The organism is Streptomyces sp. NPDC059582 (assembly GCF_042735715.1).
Taxonomy (GTDB): Bacteria; Actinomycetota; Actinomycetes; order Streptomycetales; family Streptomycetaceae; genus Streptomyces.
In genome coordinates this window covers 1-14,040 of sequence record NZ_JBHWCC010000033.1, presented here as the reverse complement: position 1 = coordinate 14,040, position 14,040 = coordinate 1, and the positions used below count along the sequence as shown (strand labels likewise).

The 14,040-nt window shown below is 72.8% G+C and carries 14 protein-coding genes; 4 read left to right on the top strand and 10 right to left on the bottom strand.

Annotation, left to right across the window (positions count from 1 at the left end; translation table 11 throughout):
- Positions 1–63: 63 nt before the first annotated feature.
- On the bottom strand, positions 64–753 hold the full coding sequence (locus tag ACFV0T_RS25680) for a uracil-DNA glycosylase (RefSeq protein WP_385783497.1): 690 nt from the start codon (positions 751–753) through the stop codon (positions 64–66).
- 141 nt (positions 754–894) lie between these two features.
- On the opposite strand from ACFV0T_RS25680, the gene ACFV0T_RS25675 reads away from it, so the two are divergent.
- Positions 895–1,470 carry an RNA-binding S4 domain-containing protein gene (locus ACFV0T_RS25675; RefSeq protein WP_385783494.1) on the top strand — a complete coding sequence of 192 codons (576 nt, stop codon included), beginning with the start codon at positions 895–897 and terminating at the stop codon, positions 1,468–1,470.
- Between the two features lie 16 nt (positions 1,471–1,486).
- On the opposite strand, the gene ACFV0T_RS25670 is transcribed toward ACFV0T_RS25675, so the two are convergent.
- On the bottom strand, positions 1,487–1,945 hold the full coding sequence (locus tag ACFV0T_RS25670; RefSeq protein ID WP_385783492.1) for a DoxX family protein: 459 nt from the start codon (positions 1,943–1,945) through the stop codon (positions 1,487–1,489).
- A 151-nt stretch (positions 1,946–2,096) separates the two neighbouring features.
- Positions 2,097–2,996: an acyltransferase domain-containing protein gene (locus ACFV0T_RS25665; RefSeq protein WP_385783489.1), complete on the bottom strand. Its 900-nt coding sequence runs from the start codon at positions 2,994–2,996 to the stop codon at positions 2,097–2,099.
- A 76-nt stretch (positions 2,997–3,072) separates the two neighbouring features.
- On the opposite strand from ACFV0T_RS25665, the gene ACFV0T_RS25660 reads away from it, so the two are divergent.
- Complete coding sequence (locus tag ACFV0T_RS25660) at positions 3,073–3,339, top strand: DUF6343 family protein (RefSeq protein ID WP_385783487.1); 267 nt, start codon at positions 3,073–3,075, stop codon at positions 3,337–3,339.
- 87 nt (positions 3,340–3,426) lie between these two features.
- Here the strand turns inward: ACFV0T_RS25660 and ACFV0T_RS25655 are convergent, their stop codons facing one another.
- The 5 genes from ACFV0T_RS25655 to rpsA form a co-directional block, all read right to left on the bottom strand.
- Entirely contained in the window at positions 3,427–3,807 is a 381-nt protein-coding gene (locus ACFV0T_RS25655; RefSeq protein WP_162469890.1) for a tetratricopeptide repeat protein, read from the bottom strand.
- Positions 3,808–3,857: 50 nt separating this feature from the next.
- The gene (gene coaE, locus ACFV0T_RS25650; RefSeq protein WP_385783483.1) at positions 3,858–4,484 is read right to left on the bottom strand and encodes a dephospho-CoA kinase; all 627 of its coding nucleotides are present in this window, start codon (positions 4,482–4,484) and stop codon (positions 3,858–3,860) included.
- Positions 4,485–4,529: 45 nt separating this feature from the next.
- Positions 4,530–5,468, bottom strand: a complete 939-nt coding sequence (locus tag ACFV0T_RS25645; RefSeq protein WP_385783480.1) for a PAC2 family protein — start codon at positions 5,466–5,468, stop codon at positions 4,530–4,532.
- A 188-nt stretch (positions 5,469–5,656) separates the two neighbouring features.
- Complete coding sequence (locus tag ACFV0T_RS25640) at positions 5,657–7,183, bottom strand: flavin monoamine oxidase family protein (protein WP_385783688.1); 1,527 nt, start codon at positions 7,181–7,183, stop codon at positions 5,657–5,659.
- 278 nt (positions 7,184–7,461) lie between these two features.
- A complete protein-coding gene (gene rpsA, locus ACFV0T_RS25635; RefSeq protein ID WP_385783477.1) occupies positions 7,462–8,967 on the bottom strand; it encodes a 30S ribosomal protein S1 in 1,506 nt (501 codons plus the stop codon).
- 377 nt (positions 8,968–9,344) lie between these two features.
- Here rpsA and ACFV0T_RS25630 point away from each other — a divergent pair, with 377 nt between their 5' ends.
- Both ACFV0T_RS25630 and hrpB read left to right on the top strand, forming a co-directional pair.
- Positions 9,345–10,154 carry a class I SAM-dependent methyltransferase gene (locus ACFV0T_RS25630; protein WP_385783685.1) on the top strand — a complete coding sequence of 270 codons (810 nt, stop codon included), beginning with the start codon at positions 9,345–9,347 and terminating at the stop codon, positions 10,152–10,154.
- Positions 10,155–10,158: 4 nt separating this feature from the next.
- On the top strand, positions 10,159–12,720 hold the full coding sequence (gene hrpB, locus ACFV0T_RS25625; RefSeq protein ID WP_385783474.1) for an ATP-dependent helicase HrpB: 2,562 nt from the start codon (positions 10,159–10,161) through the stop codon (positions 12,718–12,720).
- Here the strand turns inward: hrpB and ACFV0T_RS25620 are convergent.
- Positions 12,710–13,702, bottom strand: coding sequence for a DUF3068 domain-containing protein (locus ACFV0T_RS25620; protein ID WP_385783472.1), 993 nt, complete (start codon positions 13,700–13,702; stop codon positions 12,710–12,712). The genes hrpB and ACFV0T_RS25620 overlap by 11 nt on opposite strands.
- A 99-nt stretch (positions 13,703–13,801) precedes the next feature.
- Positions 13,802–13,936 carry an SPW_0924 family protein gene (locus ACFV0T_RS25615; protein ID WP_385783469.1) on the bottom strand — a complete coding sequence of 45 codons (135 nt, stop codon included), beginning with the start codon at positions 13,934–13,936 and terminating at the stop codon, positions 13,802–13,804.
- Positions 13,937–14,040: the final 104 nt, after the last annotated feature.

Below are 14,040 nucleotides of genomic sequence, written 5' to 3'. Positions count from 1 at the left end.
CCCGGGGCACGGCCGAGCTGCGCGAGGGTACGGACGGCCCGGTCCGTGCGACGGCCGTCGGGGCTATGTCCGGAGCCCCGCCGCCTTCGCCGCCGTACCCAGCACCTCGCGCAGCATCTCGGGAGTGAGCCGGCCGGTGAAGGTGTTGCGCTGGCTGACGTGGAAGCAGCCGAACAGCTCCAGCCCGTCGAGCGGCACGCGGGCGCCGTGCGCGAAGGCCGGGCGTGGCCGGGGCACCGTCCAGCCCGCAGCGGCGAACGCCGGCAGCGCCGCCTGCCAGCCGAACGCGCCGAGTACGACCACGGCCCGCAGCGTCGGCCGCAGCAGCTCCAGCTCCCGGACCAGCCACGGCCGGCAGGTGTCGCGTTCCTCGGGCGTGGGCTTGTTGGCGGGCGGGGCGCAGTGCACGGGCGAGGTGACCCGGACGCCGTACAGCTCCAGTCCGTCGTCGGCGGCGACGGAGGTGGGCTGCGAGGCGAGGCCCAGGTCGTACAGCGCCTGGTACAGCACGTCCCCGGAACGGTCGCCGGTGAACATCCGGCCCGTACGGTTGCCGCCGTGGGCGGCGGGGGCCAGGCCGACGATCAGGAGCGAGGCGTCGGCGGGTCCGAAGCCGGGCACCGGGCGCCCCCAGTACGTCCGGTCGGCGAACGCGGCCCGTTTGGTTCGGGCGACCTCCTCGCGCCAGGCCACGAGCCGGGGACACGCGGCACAGCCGGTGATCCGGGCGTCCAGAGCGGCCAGGCTGTCCATGAATCCACCGTAGCCCCGCCCGGAATCCGCCGAAGGCCCGCCCGCCGGCTTCGCGGACCCGGGTGACAGCTCCGCCGGGGGCGCCGAAGTCGGAAAAAATCCCGGCGGACCGGCGAGGGCCCGGCGGCTAGAGTCGGGACCATGGTTTCTGAGGACTCGGACCACGGGGCGGCCGAACCGCACGGGACCGCGGACGCGAGCGGCACCGCGGCCCCGCAGGGCACCGCGGCGGGTGCCGCCGAGGGCGGCGCGGACGCGTCGGACCCGCAGGTCGCCGCCGCGATCGCCGCCGCCGAGGCCGCCAGACCCCCGAGCGGCGCGTCCGTGCGCATCGACAGCTGGATCTGGTCCGTACGCCTGGTCAAGACCCGCTCCCAGGGCGCCACCGCCTGCCGGGGCGGACACGTGCGGGTGAACGGCGAGCGCGTCAAGCCCGCGCACTCGGTCCGCGTCGGCGACGAGGTACGCGTACGCCAGGAGGGCTGGGAGCGGGTCGTCGTCGTCAAGCGGCTGATCCGCAAGCGGGTGGGCGCCCCGGTGGCCGCCCAGTGCTACGTCGACAACAGCCCGCCGCCCCCGCCCCGCGAGGCCGTCGCCCCGGCCGGCATCCGCGACCGGGGCACCGGGCGCCCCACCAAGCGGGACCGCCGCGAGATCGAACGCCTGCGTGCCCTGAACGGGCTGCGCGGCCCGGGCGGCCGTCCCGAGGGACGGTGACCACGGGCCACGAGGGTCACACCCGGTGCCGCCGTACCGGTCGCAGCAGGTCGGCGTTGTGCCCGCGCCGGGCCCAGGCGATCAGGGCGAGCGGCACGAGCAGGACGAGCGGTGTCGCCGCGTTCTGCCCGTCGAAGACGGTGAGCTGGACGACGAACGCCCCGATCATCAGCGCGCCCAGCGCCAGGGCGGCCACCGACTGGAGCACCGGCACCAACAGGGCGATGGCGCCGGCCAGTTCGAGCGCGCCGATGGTGTACATGCCCGCGCTGCCCCAGCCGATGCGGTCGAATGACTCGGCGGCCGACGGGTGCGCGATCAGCTTCGGCAGCGCGCTCGCGATCCCGTAGAACAGGGCGAGCAGCACCTGGAGCGCGCGCAGGGCGATCCGGGCGCGGCGGCCGCGGGCGGTCGCGGACTCGGCCACGACGGCGCGGTTCGGGACGTCGGCGGCGGGAGCGGCGGTCTCGGACATGGGGGTCTCCTGTGTGAGGTGGTCCGTGGTGCTTTCACAGAGGTAGACCGCCCTGCGGCGCGGAACTCATCGTTGTCCGGGACCTGTCGCGTCACCTGCCGGGAGGCGCAGCCTGGATGGATGACCGGGTGACAGGCCGGACGGGGGCCGGCTACAGCGGGAACCAGCCGTGGCCGACGTACCAGTGGCCGCCCTCGCGCAGATGGTCCACGACGACCCGCTCCAGCCGGGTGCGGCGCGACAGCCGCTCCAACGGCACGTCCTCGGTGCCGAAGACGAAACGGACCGGCGTCAGGTCCTCCGGCTCCGCCGGCAGATGACTGAGCCGGAACCGCTCCTGGAAGCGCACGATGTTGGAACGCTCCGGCAGGTACGTCCTGAGCTGGGGGTCGAGCAGCCAGGAACCGCAGGTCACGACCTGGTAGGGCTCGTCGGGGTAGTGGCGGGTGAAGAAGTCCCGCGCCAGCGCGAGGGATCGGTCGCAGGCCTGAGGTGTCAGCGGCCCCGAGAAGTCCGGGATGTGCAGGCCCAGCCCGAGGTCGCCCGGCCCGAGGGGAAATCCCTCGGCGGCGATCGAGCCGCTCGTCCACGAGCCGATCCGGCCCCGCTGGAACTGCAGCCGCCCCAGCTGGTAGAGCTCGCCGCGGAAGTGCAGGGACAGCCAGCGGGGGCGCAGCATGCCTCCCGTGCCGTACCACCTGCGGTGCGCGGCGACGTTCCGGCCGGTGTCCGCCAGGGTGCGCCGGGCGACCTCGGCCGGGATGCCGCGGTCACGGTGGTGGGCGCGCACCGACGGCAGCGCCGCGACCAGGACGAACAGGGGGAAGAACCGCTGGAGGGGGCCCGGCGCCCAGTCGAGCTCGGGCAGATCGGCACCCCCGCGGATCTCGCCCGTCCCCCGGACCAGCTCCTCGACGGACCGCTCCAGGACGCCCCGCAGCTCCGGGTCGTCCACGACCCGTCGGCCCAGCCGGACGACTTCGTTGATGTCCTCGTGCGGTACGGCGAGGTCGGACAGCTCTTCGGCAAGCTCATCGGTATCGGGCAGCACGCGGTGGACCCCCTCTGCGGACCGCTTGGAGAACGCCCGCACCGAAGAGTACGTTGCAGGAAGGAGTGATGATCCGATGCGTACGGGAAGTGAACCTACGACTGCGCGCAGTGCGCTGCGGCTGCGTCTGGGGCTGACCGTGTGGGGACTGGTCTGGGCGGTCTTCGGGACCGTGGCCTTCGCCCTCGCCGGGCGTCCCGGCTGGGCCGCCGCCTGTGGGGCGCTGTGGCTGGTCGTCACCGTAGACCTGTGGATGATCGTCAAGCACCTTCGGCAGGGACCGCACTACCAGCCGGGCCGCGACATCCCGCCGTACCGGCCGCCGGAACACCGCCTTCCCTGACCGCCCCCTCCCTGACCGGGAACAGCCCGGCCCGGGCGACCGGGTCCGACGGCTGCCTCGGGAGTCGGCGCGGGCCGGGCGACGGCCTCAGGAGTCGAAGCGGGCCGCTTTCAGGTACTGCGGCTTCGGGTCCAGCGCGGCAGCCAGCCGGAAGTGGCGCTTGGCCTGGTCGTGCCGTCCCTGGCGCTCATAGGTGCGGGCGAGCGCGAAGTGCGCGAACGCGTTGTCCGGCTCACGCTCCAGGACGATCGTGAACTCCAGCTCGGCGGGCCGCAGTTGCGCGGCGGCGAAGAAGGCTCGCGCGCGCAGCAGCCGGGCGGCGGTGTTCTCCGGGTGCGCCGCGATGACGCCGTCGAGCAGCTTCACCGCGCCCCGCGGGTCCCGCGCGGCGAGCAACTGCTCCGCGGCGCGGAAGTCGATGACATGCGTCTCCGGAGTACGTCCGGTCGAACCGCTGGTTTCGGGCACGCGAAATTCCTTCCCTCGCTACCGCCTTTCAACGCCCGGAGCGCGTACCCCTATTCCCCGGCAGATTCCGGTCCCGGCTCCGCGCGCGCCCTGCGCTCCAGATCCGCCCAGACCTCCCGCACACGCCGTTCGAGCTCGGCGAGCGGCACGTCGTTGTCGATGACGACGTCGGCGATCTCCAGGCGCTTCTCGCGGGTCGCCTGGGCGGCCATCCGGGCACGGGCGTCCGCCTCGGTCATGCCGCGCAGCCGAACGAGCCGGTCGAGCTGGGTCTCGGGGCTCGCGTCGACCACGATCACGAGGTCGTAGAGCGGCGCGAGGCCGTTCTCGGTGAGGAGCGGGACGTCGTGGACGACGACGGATTCCTCGGCGGCGGCCCGCTCCAGCTCGCTGGAGCGGGCGCCGACCAGGGGGTGCACGATCCCGTTCAGAACGGCGAGCTTCTGCGGGTCGGCGAAGACGACGGAGCCCAGTTTCGGCCGGTCGAGGCCGCCGTCCTCGGTGAGCACGTCCTCGCCGAAAGCCTCGACGACCGCCGCGAGCCCGGGGGTTTCGGGCGCGACGACCTCCCGTGCGATGCGGTCCGCGTCGATCAGCACCGCCCCGCACGCGACGAGCAGCCGCGACACCTCGCTCTTGCCGGCCCCGATGCCACCGGTCAGGCCCACTCTCAGCATGAGGCGAAGCTTAGGGCCCGACGCCGACAGCGTGTCCCGCGGGCCTCAGTTGTCGCCCTCCCGCTCCGCCAGGAACTTCTCGAACTCGCGCCCGATCTCGTCCGCCGAGGGGATGTCGACGGGCTCGGCGAGCATGTTGCCCCGGCTCTCGGCCCCGGCGGCCGCGTCGTACTGGTGCTCGAGGCCCTGGACGAGGGCGGTGAGCTCTTCGTCGCCCTCCTGGACCTGGCGGTCGATCTCCGTCTGCGTCCGGTGCGCGTCCGTGCGCAGGGCGTGCGCGATGCCCGGCAGGACCAGGCCGGTGGCGGCCGTGACGGACTCCAGGACGGTGAGCGCGGCGTCCGGGTAGGCGGAGCGCGCGACGTAGTGGGGCACGTGCGCGGCGACGCCGAGGACGTCGTGGCCGCCCTCGATGAGCCGGTACTCGAGGAGCGCGGCGGCGCTGCCCGGCACCTGCGCCTCGTCGAAGGCGCTGCGGTGGCCCGGGATGAGGTCGGTGCGGTTGCCGTGCGGGGTGAGGCCCACGGGGCGGGTGTGCGGGACGCCCATGGGGATGCCGTGGAAGTTCACGGAGAGCCGGACGCCGAGCCGCTCCACGATCTGCTGGACGGCGGCGGCGAAGCGCTCCCACTCCACGTCCGGCTCGGGGCCGGACAGCAGCAGGAAGGGGGCTCCGGTGGTGTCCTGGACGAGCCGCACGTCGATGGCGGGCTCGTCGTAGTCCGTCCACTCGTCGCGGCGGAAGGTCAGCAGCGGGCGGCGGGCCCGGTAGTCCACGAGCCGGTCGTGGTCGAAGCGGGCCACGACCTGGTGCGGCAGCGAGTCGAGGAGCCGGTCGACGATCTGGTCGCCGGTCTCGCCCGCGTCGATGTACCCGTCGAAGTGGTAGAGCATGACAAGTCCGGCCGACTCCTGGGCGAGCGCCATGTCGACGACGGCCAGCCCCTTCGGCTCCCATGCGTACAAACCCTGCGGATCAAGCACTTGGACCGCTCCTCCTCGTGTTCAAAGGACTCCAACACCGTCAGGGGCACGGGCATTCCCGGCCCGTGCCCCTGATCAGCCGACTCCCCACCGCCCCGCGCGCGTGACTCCTCACCGCCCGCGCACGGCGGCGCGTGGTCCCTGCCGTCCCGGCGTGCGGCGGCGCGTGAGGGCGGCGGTCGCCGCCGTCATGACGACAGCACGCGCGCGTGGAGAGCGGTCACCGCCCGGCGCGCCGAGGTGAACGCGCCGTGCTGCCAGGCGTCGGTGTAGCTGAGCCAGTCGCCGGCGAAGTGGACGCGTCCGGTGGGCTCGTTCAGCGGCTTGTAACGGGGGGCGTCGGGGCCGCCCGGGGTGCTGTGCCAGGCCGCCTCCAGGTGGGGCGTCTGGCGCCAGTGGTGGGAGAAGGAGGAGACGAGTTCGGTGCGGTACTTCTCCCCGTAGATCTTCACGCCCGCGGCCACCGCGCGCTGCTCGCGCTGCCTGGGCGTGAGCGCGGCGTAGGCGTCGGCGTCGGCGCCGTAGTTGTAGTAGCCGATGAGGACGCCCCGCTCGCCGTGGAAGCCGTACGACGGGTGCCAGATGTGGGTGACGTCCAGGTCGGTCTCGGTGATACCGCCGTAGATGCGGTGATCGAGCTCCCACCAGCGGGACCGGTACTCCAGGCCTATCTTGGCCGCGGACGACGGGGCGATCGACTCCAGCGCGCTCTGCACCCCGGAGCCGAGGTTGTGCGGGACCTTGGCGAGGATGTTGGGCGGCAGGGCGGCGATGGCGTAGTCGGCCTCGACGACCTTCGTGCGGCCGCCCTGGGTGTAGGTGACCGAGACGCCGCCCGCCTTGTCGGTGATCTTCGAGACGACCGCGCCGGTGCGGACGCGGTGGGCGCCGACCGCGCGGGTGAGCGCCTGCGGTATCCGGTCCATGCCACCGACCGGCTGGAACATCAGCATGGCCTGGTCGAAGCCGAACTCGAAGGAGAAGTAGCGGCCGACGCCGTCGGCGAAGACCTCGGAGGCGGTGGGGACGTCGCCGAGCAGCACGCCCGGTGTACCGGCGGCGGCCGGGACGGTCGTGTACCCGCGACGCTCGCCGCCCTGGTACGTCAGCTTGTCGCCGAGCTCGCCCCAGTCCGCGAGGAACTCGACGAGCCGCTCCCGGTCGGCGGCCGTCAGTTCCCCGTCGAGGGCTCCCCGGTCGGTGGCCTTGGCGAGCAGTTCCGCGACATGGCCGTGGACGTCGGCCTTGGCGGTGCGGTGGCGCACCGGCGCGTCCATTCCGGTCGACTCGTTGTAGAGGTACGCGTCGGCGTTGACGTTGGTGAACACTTCGATGGGGACGCCGAGTTCACGGCAGTAGTCGAGGGTGACCATCCACTGCGCGATACGGGCGGGTCCGGCGTTCATGTAGTGGCCGTCCGCGAACCGGGCGGTCTGCCGGTGGCCGTCGAGGTCGACCGTCGTGTCACCGCCGCGCACGGTGAGGTTGCGGCCGCCGGTGCGGTCTCTGGCCTCCAGGACCGTACAGTCGTAGCCCGCCTTGCCGAGTTCGTACGCGGCGGCGAGTCCGGCGATACCGCCGCCGATGACGACGACCTTCGCGGCGGCCCGTCCGGTGAGCGTGAAATCGCTCGCGCTCAGGGCCCGGAAGGGCTGTTCACGCCCGGCCGCCTGCGCGGTCGGGGCGAGGCCGAGGGCTCCCATGGTGGCGAACATGGCGCCGGCGCCACCGGTGAGACCCACACTGCGCAAGAACGAACGCCGACTCGTACCCGGCCCGCTCCGAAGCTGTGCCATGACTGGGCTCCCCTCTCGATCTTGAACGACCGGGGCAGCCTCCCAATGGCCGGTTACGGCCCGTCGGTTACTCGTGTATCCCGCGGGTTTCCGCGCCCGCACACGTCCAGCCGGCTGGACACCGGGCCGGGACGCATCGAGGGCCCGCACCCGGTGGGGGTGCGGGCCCTCGATGAGAGCTAGCTACTGCTCAGCGATCAGCTCTGGCCGCCGGCCAGCTTCTCGCGCAGCGCGGCAAGCGCCTCGTCCGAGGCCAGCGCGCCGGACGTGTCGGCACCCTCGGAGGAGTACGAACCGCCACCGCCACCGCCACCGGACGCGGACGGAGCGGCAGCCTCGCCACCCTCGGCGGCCGCGGCGGCGTCCGCCTCGCGGGACTTGATGACCTGAGCCTGGTGCTGCTCGAAGCGCTGCTGCGCCTCGGCGTACTGGTTCTCCCAGACCTCACGCTGCGACTCGAAGCCCTCGAGCCAGTCGTTGGTCTCGGGGTCGAAGCCCTCGGGGTAGATGTAGTTGCCCTGGTCGTCGTACGACGCGGCCATGCCGTACAGGGTCGGGTCGAACTCGACCGAGGCCGGGTCGGCACCGAAGGACTCGTTGGCCTGCTTCAGCGAGAGGCTGATGCGACGACGCTCGAGGTCGATGTCGATGACCTTGACGAAGATCTCGTCGTTGACCTGGACGACCTGCTCCGGGATCTCCACGTGGCGCTCGGCCAGCTCGGAGATGTGGACCAGACCCTCGATGCCCTCGTCCACGCGGACGAACGCACCGAACGGAACCAGCTTCGTGACCTTACCCGGGACGACCTGACCGATCTGGTGCGTACGGGCGAACTGCTGCCACGGGTCTTCCTGCGTCGCCTTCAGCGACAGGGAGACGCGCTCGCGGTCCATGTCGACGTCGAGGACCTCGACGGTGACTTCCTGGCCGACCTCGACAACCTCGGAGGGGTGGTCGATGTGCTTCCAGGACAGCTCGGAGACGTGAACCAGACCGTCGACGCCACCCAGGTCCACGAAGGCACCGAAGTTGACGATCGAGGACACGACGCCGGAGCGGACCTGACCCTTCTGGAGGGTCGTGAGGAACGTCTGGCGGACCTCGGACTGGGTCTGCTCCAGCCAGGCACGGCGGGACAGGACCACGTTGTTGCGGTTCTTGTCCAGCTCGATGATCTTGGCCTCGAGCTCCTTGCCCACGTAGGGCTGGAGGTCGCGGACACGGCGCATCTCGACGAGAGAAGCCGGCAGGAAGCCACGGAGGCCGATGTCGAGGATGAGACCACCCTTGACCACCTCGATGACGGTGCCGGTGACGATGCCGTCCTCTTCCTTGATCTTCTCGATGGTGCCCCAGGCGCGCTCGTACTGGGCGCGCTTCTTCGAGAGGATCAGGCGGCCTTCCTTGTCCTCCTTCTGGAGAACAAGGGCCTCGATCTCGTCGCCGACCTTGACGACCTCGTTCGGGTCGACGTCGTGCTTGATCGAGAGCTCGCGGCTCGGGATGACACCTTCGGTCTTGTAACCGATGTCGAGCAGGACCTCGTCCCGGTCGACCTTCACGATGACGCCGTCGACGATGTCGCCGTCGTTGAAGTACTTGATCGTCTCGTCGATCGCGGCGAGGAATGCTTCCTCGTTACCGATGTCGTTGACCGCAACCTGCGGGGTGGTGGCGGTGGTCTCGGTGCTGCTCGTCATGTGGGAAAGGGCTCCGGTACGGACATTGAAGTCGTAGGTACTGCTACGCCGGGAGCCCGTATCGCTCTGAAGAAGCCGGACAGCCAAGGAAGCGCCACACCGAGAAAACTCCGGTGGCGCCTCGAGAACCGAGGGGACATACAACAGATGCGAGCGCAGCCTGCTAGGTCTGAGGTGCGCAGGCCCGCAGCGCAACTTGTAGCATACGGGGGCAGCCGGGCAGGGTCAATGCGCGAAGGCGCACACCCGGGGCGAATCACCGCATTCCCGGCACAATTACCGTCCCACAAGGCCACGCGGGCCGAAAAGACCCCCCGAGTGACACGCCTCGGCGGGTCGCACGGAAGTGGCCGCAGACTAATACGCGGGAGCCGATCATCCAAGAGCCCGAAGCCTTCGAAGCGGAAGCCACCCGACGCGACTCGGACGCCACGGAGAGCGTCCGGGCCAACCGGGGCTGGTGGGACCGCAACGCGGACGAGTACCAGGTCGAGCACGGAACCTTCCTCGGCGACGACCGCTTCGTCTGGGGCCCCGAGGGCCTGGACGAGGTGGAGGCGGAGCTGCTCGGGCCGCCGGAGGAACTCAAGGGCAAGGACGTCCTGGAGATCGGCGCCGGCGCGGCCCAGTGCGCGCGCTGGCTGGCCGGCCAGGGTGCCCGCCCGGTCGCCCTGGACATCTCCCACCGCCAGCTCCAGCACGCGCTGCGCATCGGCGGATCGTTCCCTCTCGTGTGCGCGGACGCGGGCGCGCTCCCCTTCGCGGACGCCTCCTTCGACCTGGCGTGCTCGGCGTACGGGGCGCTGCCGTTCGTCGCGGACCCGGTGCGGGTGCTGCGCGAGGTGCGCCGAGTGCTGCGGCCCGGCGGCCGCTTCGTCTTCTCGGTCACGCACCCGATCCGCTGGGCGTTCCCGGACGAGCCCGGCCCCGAGGGGCTGTCGGTGGCCGCCTCCTACTTCGACCGCACGCCGTACGTGGAGCAGGACGAGGAGGGGCGCGCGGTCTACGTGGAGCACCACCGGACCGTCGGCGACCGCGTCCGGGACGTCGTGGCGGCCGGTTTCCGCCTGGTCGACCTGGTGGAACCGGAGTGGCCGGCCTGGAACACCGCCGAGTGGGGCGGCTGGTCGCCGCTGCGCGGGAACCTGATCCCGGGTACGGCCGTCTTCGTGTGCGTACGAGACTGAGCGGGTGATCCGTTACGACGCCCTGGACGCGCTGCCGGTACGCGCCGCCCTGCCCGCCCTGGACGACGCCTTGGCGGGGCACGGCACGGCCGTCCTCGTGGCGCCGCCCGGCACCGGCAAGACGACGCTCGCACCGCTCGCCCTGGCCGGTCTGACCGGCCGGGGCCCGGCGCGGCGGGTGGTCGTGGCGGAACCGCGGCGGATCGCGGCGCGGGCGGCGGCCCGGCGGATGGCCTGGCTGCTGGGCGAGAAGGCCGGCGAGAGCGTCGGCTACACCGTGCGCGGGGAGCGGGTGGTGGGGCGGCACACGCGCGTGGAGGTCGTCACGACCGGGGTGCTGCTGCAGCGGCTCCAGCGGGACCAGGAGCTCGCGGGCGTCGACGTGGTGGTACTCGACGAGTGCCACGAGCGGCATCTGGACGCGGACACGGTGGCGGCGTTCCTGTGGGACGTGCGCGAAACCCTGCGGCCCGAGCTGCGGCTGGTGGCCGCCTCCGCGACGACCGACTCGGCGGGCTGGGCCCGGCTGCTGGGCGGGGCTCCGGTGGTCGAGGCGCGGGGGGCCGCGTACGAGGTCGAGGTGGTCTGGGCACCCCCGGCGCGTCCGCTGCGGCCGCCGCACGGGATGCGGGTCGACCCGGCGCTGCCCGCGCACGTGGCGTCGGTGGTGCGTCGGGCGCTGGCCGAGCGGTCCGGGGACGTGCTCTGTTTCCTTCCGGGCGTCGGCGAGATCGCGCGGGTCGCGGGGCAGCTCGGGGATCTCGGAGACAGCGCAGGCGCCGGGGGCATCGACGTGCTCCAGGTGCACGGGCGGGCGCCGGCGGCCGTGCAGGACGCGGTACTGGCGCCGGGCGCGCGGCGCCGGGTGGTGCTGGCGACGTCGGTGGCGGAGTCGTCGCTGACGGTGCCCGGGGTGCGGGTGGTGGTCGACTCCGGGCTGGCGCGGGAGCCGCGCGTCGACCACGCGCGCGGGCTGAGCGCGCTGGCGACCGTACGGGCGTCGCAGGCGGCGGCGCGGCAACGGGCCGGGCGGGCCGGGCGCGAGGCGCCGGGCGCGGTGTACCGGTGCTGGTCGGAGGCCGAGGACACCCGGCTGCCGCGCTTCCCGGCACCGGAGATCAAGGTGGCCGACCTGACCGCGTTCGCCCTCCAGACGGCCTGCTGGGGAGATCCGGAGGCGTCCGGGCTGGCACTCCTCGATCCCCCGCCGGGCGGCGCGATGACGGCGGCGCGGTCGGTGCTGACGGCGATCGGGGCGGTCGACGCCACCGGCCGGGCCACGGCGCGCGGGGTCCGGATGGCCCGGCTGGGCCTTCATCCACGGCTGGGGCGGGCGTTGCTGGACGCCGCGGCGTCGGTCGGCGCGGACCGGGCGGCCGAGGTGGTGGCGCTGCTGAGCGAGGAGCCACCGCGGGAGTACGGCGACGATCTCGCGGCGGCGCTGCGCACGGCCCGGCGCGGGGGCGACGCCTACGCGGGGCGGTGGCGGACGGAGGTACGGCGACTGCGGTCCGCCGCCGTCGGATCGGCCGACGGGTCCGCCGGTGGCTCTCCCGCGCCGGTGGCGGACGTCGAGGCCGGGCGGGGCGCCGGGGAGGACCGGCTCGTCGGGCTGGTCGCGGCGCTCGCCTTCCCGGAGCGGGTCGCCAGGGCGCAGGGCGGGTCCTATCTCATGGCCTCCGGGACGCGGGCCGAGGTCCGGGAGGGCTCAGGGCTGGGCGGGGCGCCCTGGCTGGCGGTCGCGGTCGCGGACCGTCCGCTCGGCAAGGGGCACGCACGCGTGCAGCTCGCCGCGGTGGTGGACGAGGACATGGCCCGGCGGGCCGCGGCGCCGCTGTACGGCGAGGGCCAGGAGGTGCGCTGGGCAGACGGCGACGTCGTCGCGCGGCGGGTGGAGCGGCTCGGCGCGGTGGAGCTGGCCGTGCGGGCCCTGCCCGACGCCGACCCCGCTCTCGTACGGGACGCGCTGCTCGAAGGTCTGCGGCAGGAGGGGTTCGGGCTGCTGCGGTGGACGCAGGACGCGGCCGCGCTGCGCCGGCGGCTCGCCTTTCTCCGGCTGCACCTCGGCGACCCGTGGCCCGACGTCGGCGACGACGCGCTCCACGCGCGCGTGGACGAGTGGCTGGAGCCGGAGCTCGGCCGGGCGCGGCGGCGCGCGGACCTGGCGCGGATCGACGCGGGGCAGGCGCTCGCCCGGCTGCTGCCCTGGGCCACCGGGGACGCCGCCCGCCTCGACGCACTCGCCCCCGAGCGGATCACCGTACCCAGTGGGTCCAGGATCCGGATCGACTACGGCGATCCCGCACAGCCCGTGCTCGCGGTGAAGTTGCAGGAGATGTTCGGGCTCCAGGAGTCGCCCGCCGTCGCGGGGGTGCCGCTCCTCGTGCATCTGCTCTCGCCCGCGGGCCGGCCCGCCGCCGTCACCGCCGACCTCGCCTCCTTCTGGCGGGACGGCTACAAGGGCGTACGGGCCGAGCTGCGCGGCCGCTATCCGAAGCATCCGTGGCCCGAGGACCCCGCCGCGGCGGAGCCGACCCGGTACACCAACGCCCGGCTCAGGCGGTGACCGGCTCGGGGTCCGGGCTCGGCTCCGGTGCCGGACCGGCGGGGCGGCGGCCGCGCGCCTCCAGCCAGAGGGAGAGGGTCAGCAGCAGCGCGGCCAGGGCGAGGAAGCCCCAGGGCAGGTAGGACGTCAGCAGCAGGACCAGGGTGCGGTTCGACTTGACCAGGGCGACCGTGTGCTCGATGTAGTCCTCGCGCATCTTCACGTGTCCGGCGAACGCCGTCACCTTCTCGCGGCCGCCGAGCAGGGTGCCGCCGCGCAGTTCCTCCTGGTGGATCTCCTCGCCGTAGACGGGGGCGCCGGTGACCGGTTCGACCCAGAATCGGCGGACCGTGGTGTACCAGCGGGTCGTGCCGGTCTTCGCGACCGACTCCGGGGTGACGCCCTGCACGGGCATGATCTTGGGCAGGGGGACCCGGGTCCAGGGGACGGTCTGTTCGAAGTAGTAGACCTTCAGGCCGCGGAAGGTGCGGGTGCCCTGGTAGTGGATGGGGGCCGACGTGCGGGTCTGGGCGTCGAAGTACTCGTAGTCCCGCTTCTCCGTCAGGAAGGGCCACTTGAACTCGATGCCCTCGCGCCTGACCGGGTCGCCGTCGACCATCTCGCCGGTGGCGTGCACGGGTTCCTGGGTGTGGGCGTCGAAGATGTAGCGCTCCGGCAGCTTGGAGACCATCTTGCCGTCGGGTCCCTGGACGTAGGACAGGCCGTCCCAGACCACGACGTCCCGGCCGGCGGTCCGCTCGATCCGCTCCGACGCGTCCACGTCACCCTTCAGGGTCTGCACGATGGTGACCTCGGAGACCTTGCGGGCCCGCATCGTGCCGTAGTCGAGGAGGGTGGCGCCCTTGGCCTCCAGGACCACGTCCTGGTACTGGTTCGCCGGGATCTTGGCCAGGCGCGGGAAGGCGTACCAGCGCAGCAGCGGGGACAGCGCCGCGAAGAACACGGCGAGGGCGAGCAGGACCAGGCCGGCCTTGCGGCGCATCTCGGCCTCCCTCCCGGGTGGACGGCTTCGGCGGACGGCTCAGGGGACGTACCGCCGCGGGACGTACGGCCGCGGGTGTGGCGGCTATGGGTGTGGCGGCTATGGGTGTGCGGGCACCGTCGTCAGCATGGGTTTCGGGGACGTGCTGCCGGCCGGTGACCCGAGCGCGGTGAGGGCGAGGACCAGGGCGAGCGCCAGGGCGAGACCGGTCGCGGCGGCGATCAGTGCGCGCATGCGGAACCTCCCGACGGACCGGACCTGATACCTCGTCAGATCGGGCACCGTAGCAACGGGCGGCCGAGATGAGAACACGTCGCGCACACGGAACAGGGCGTCCC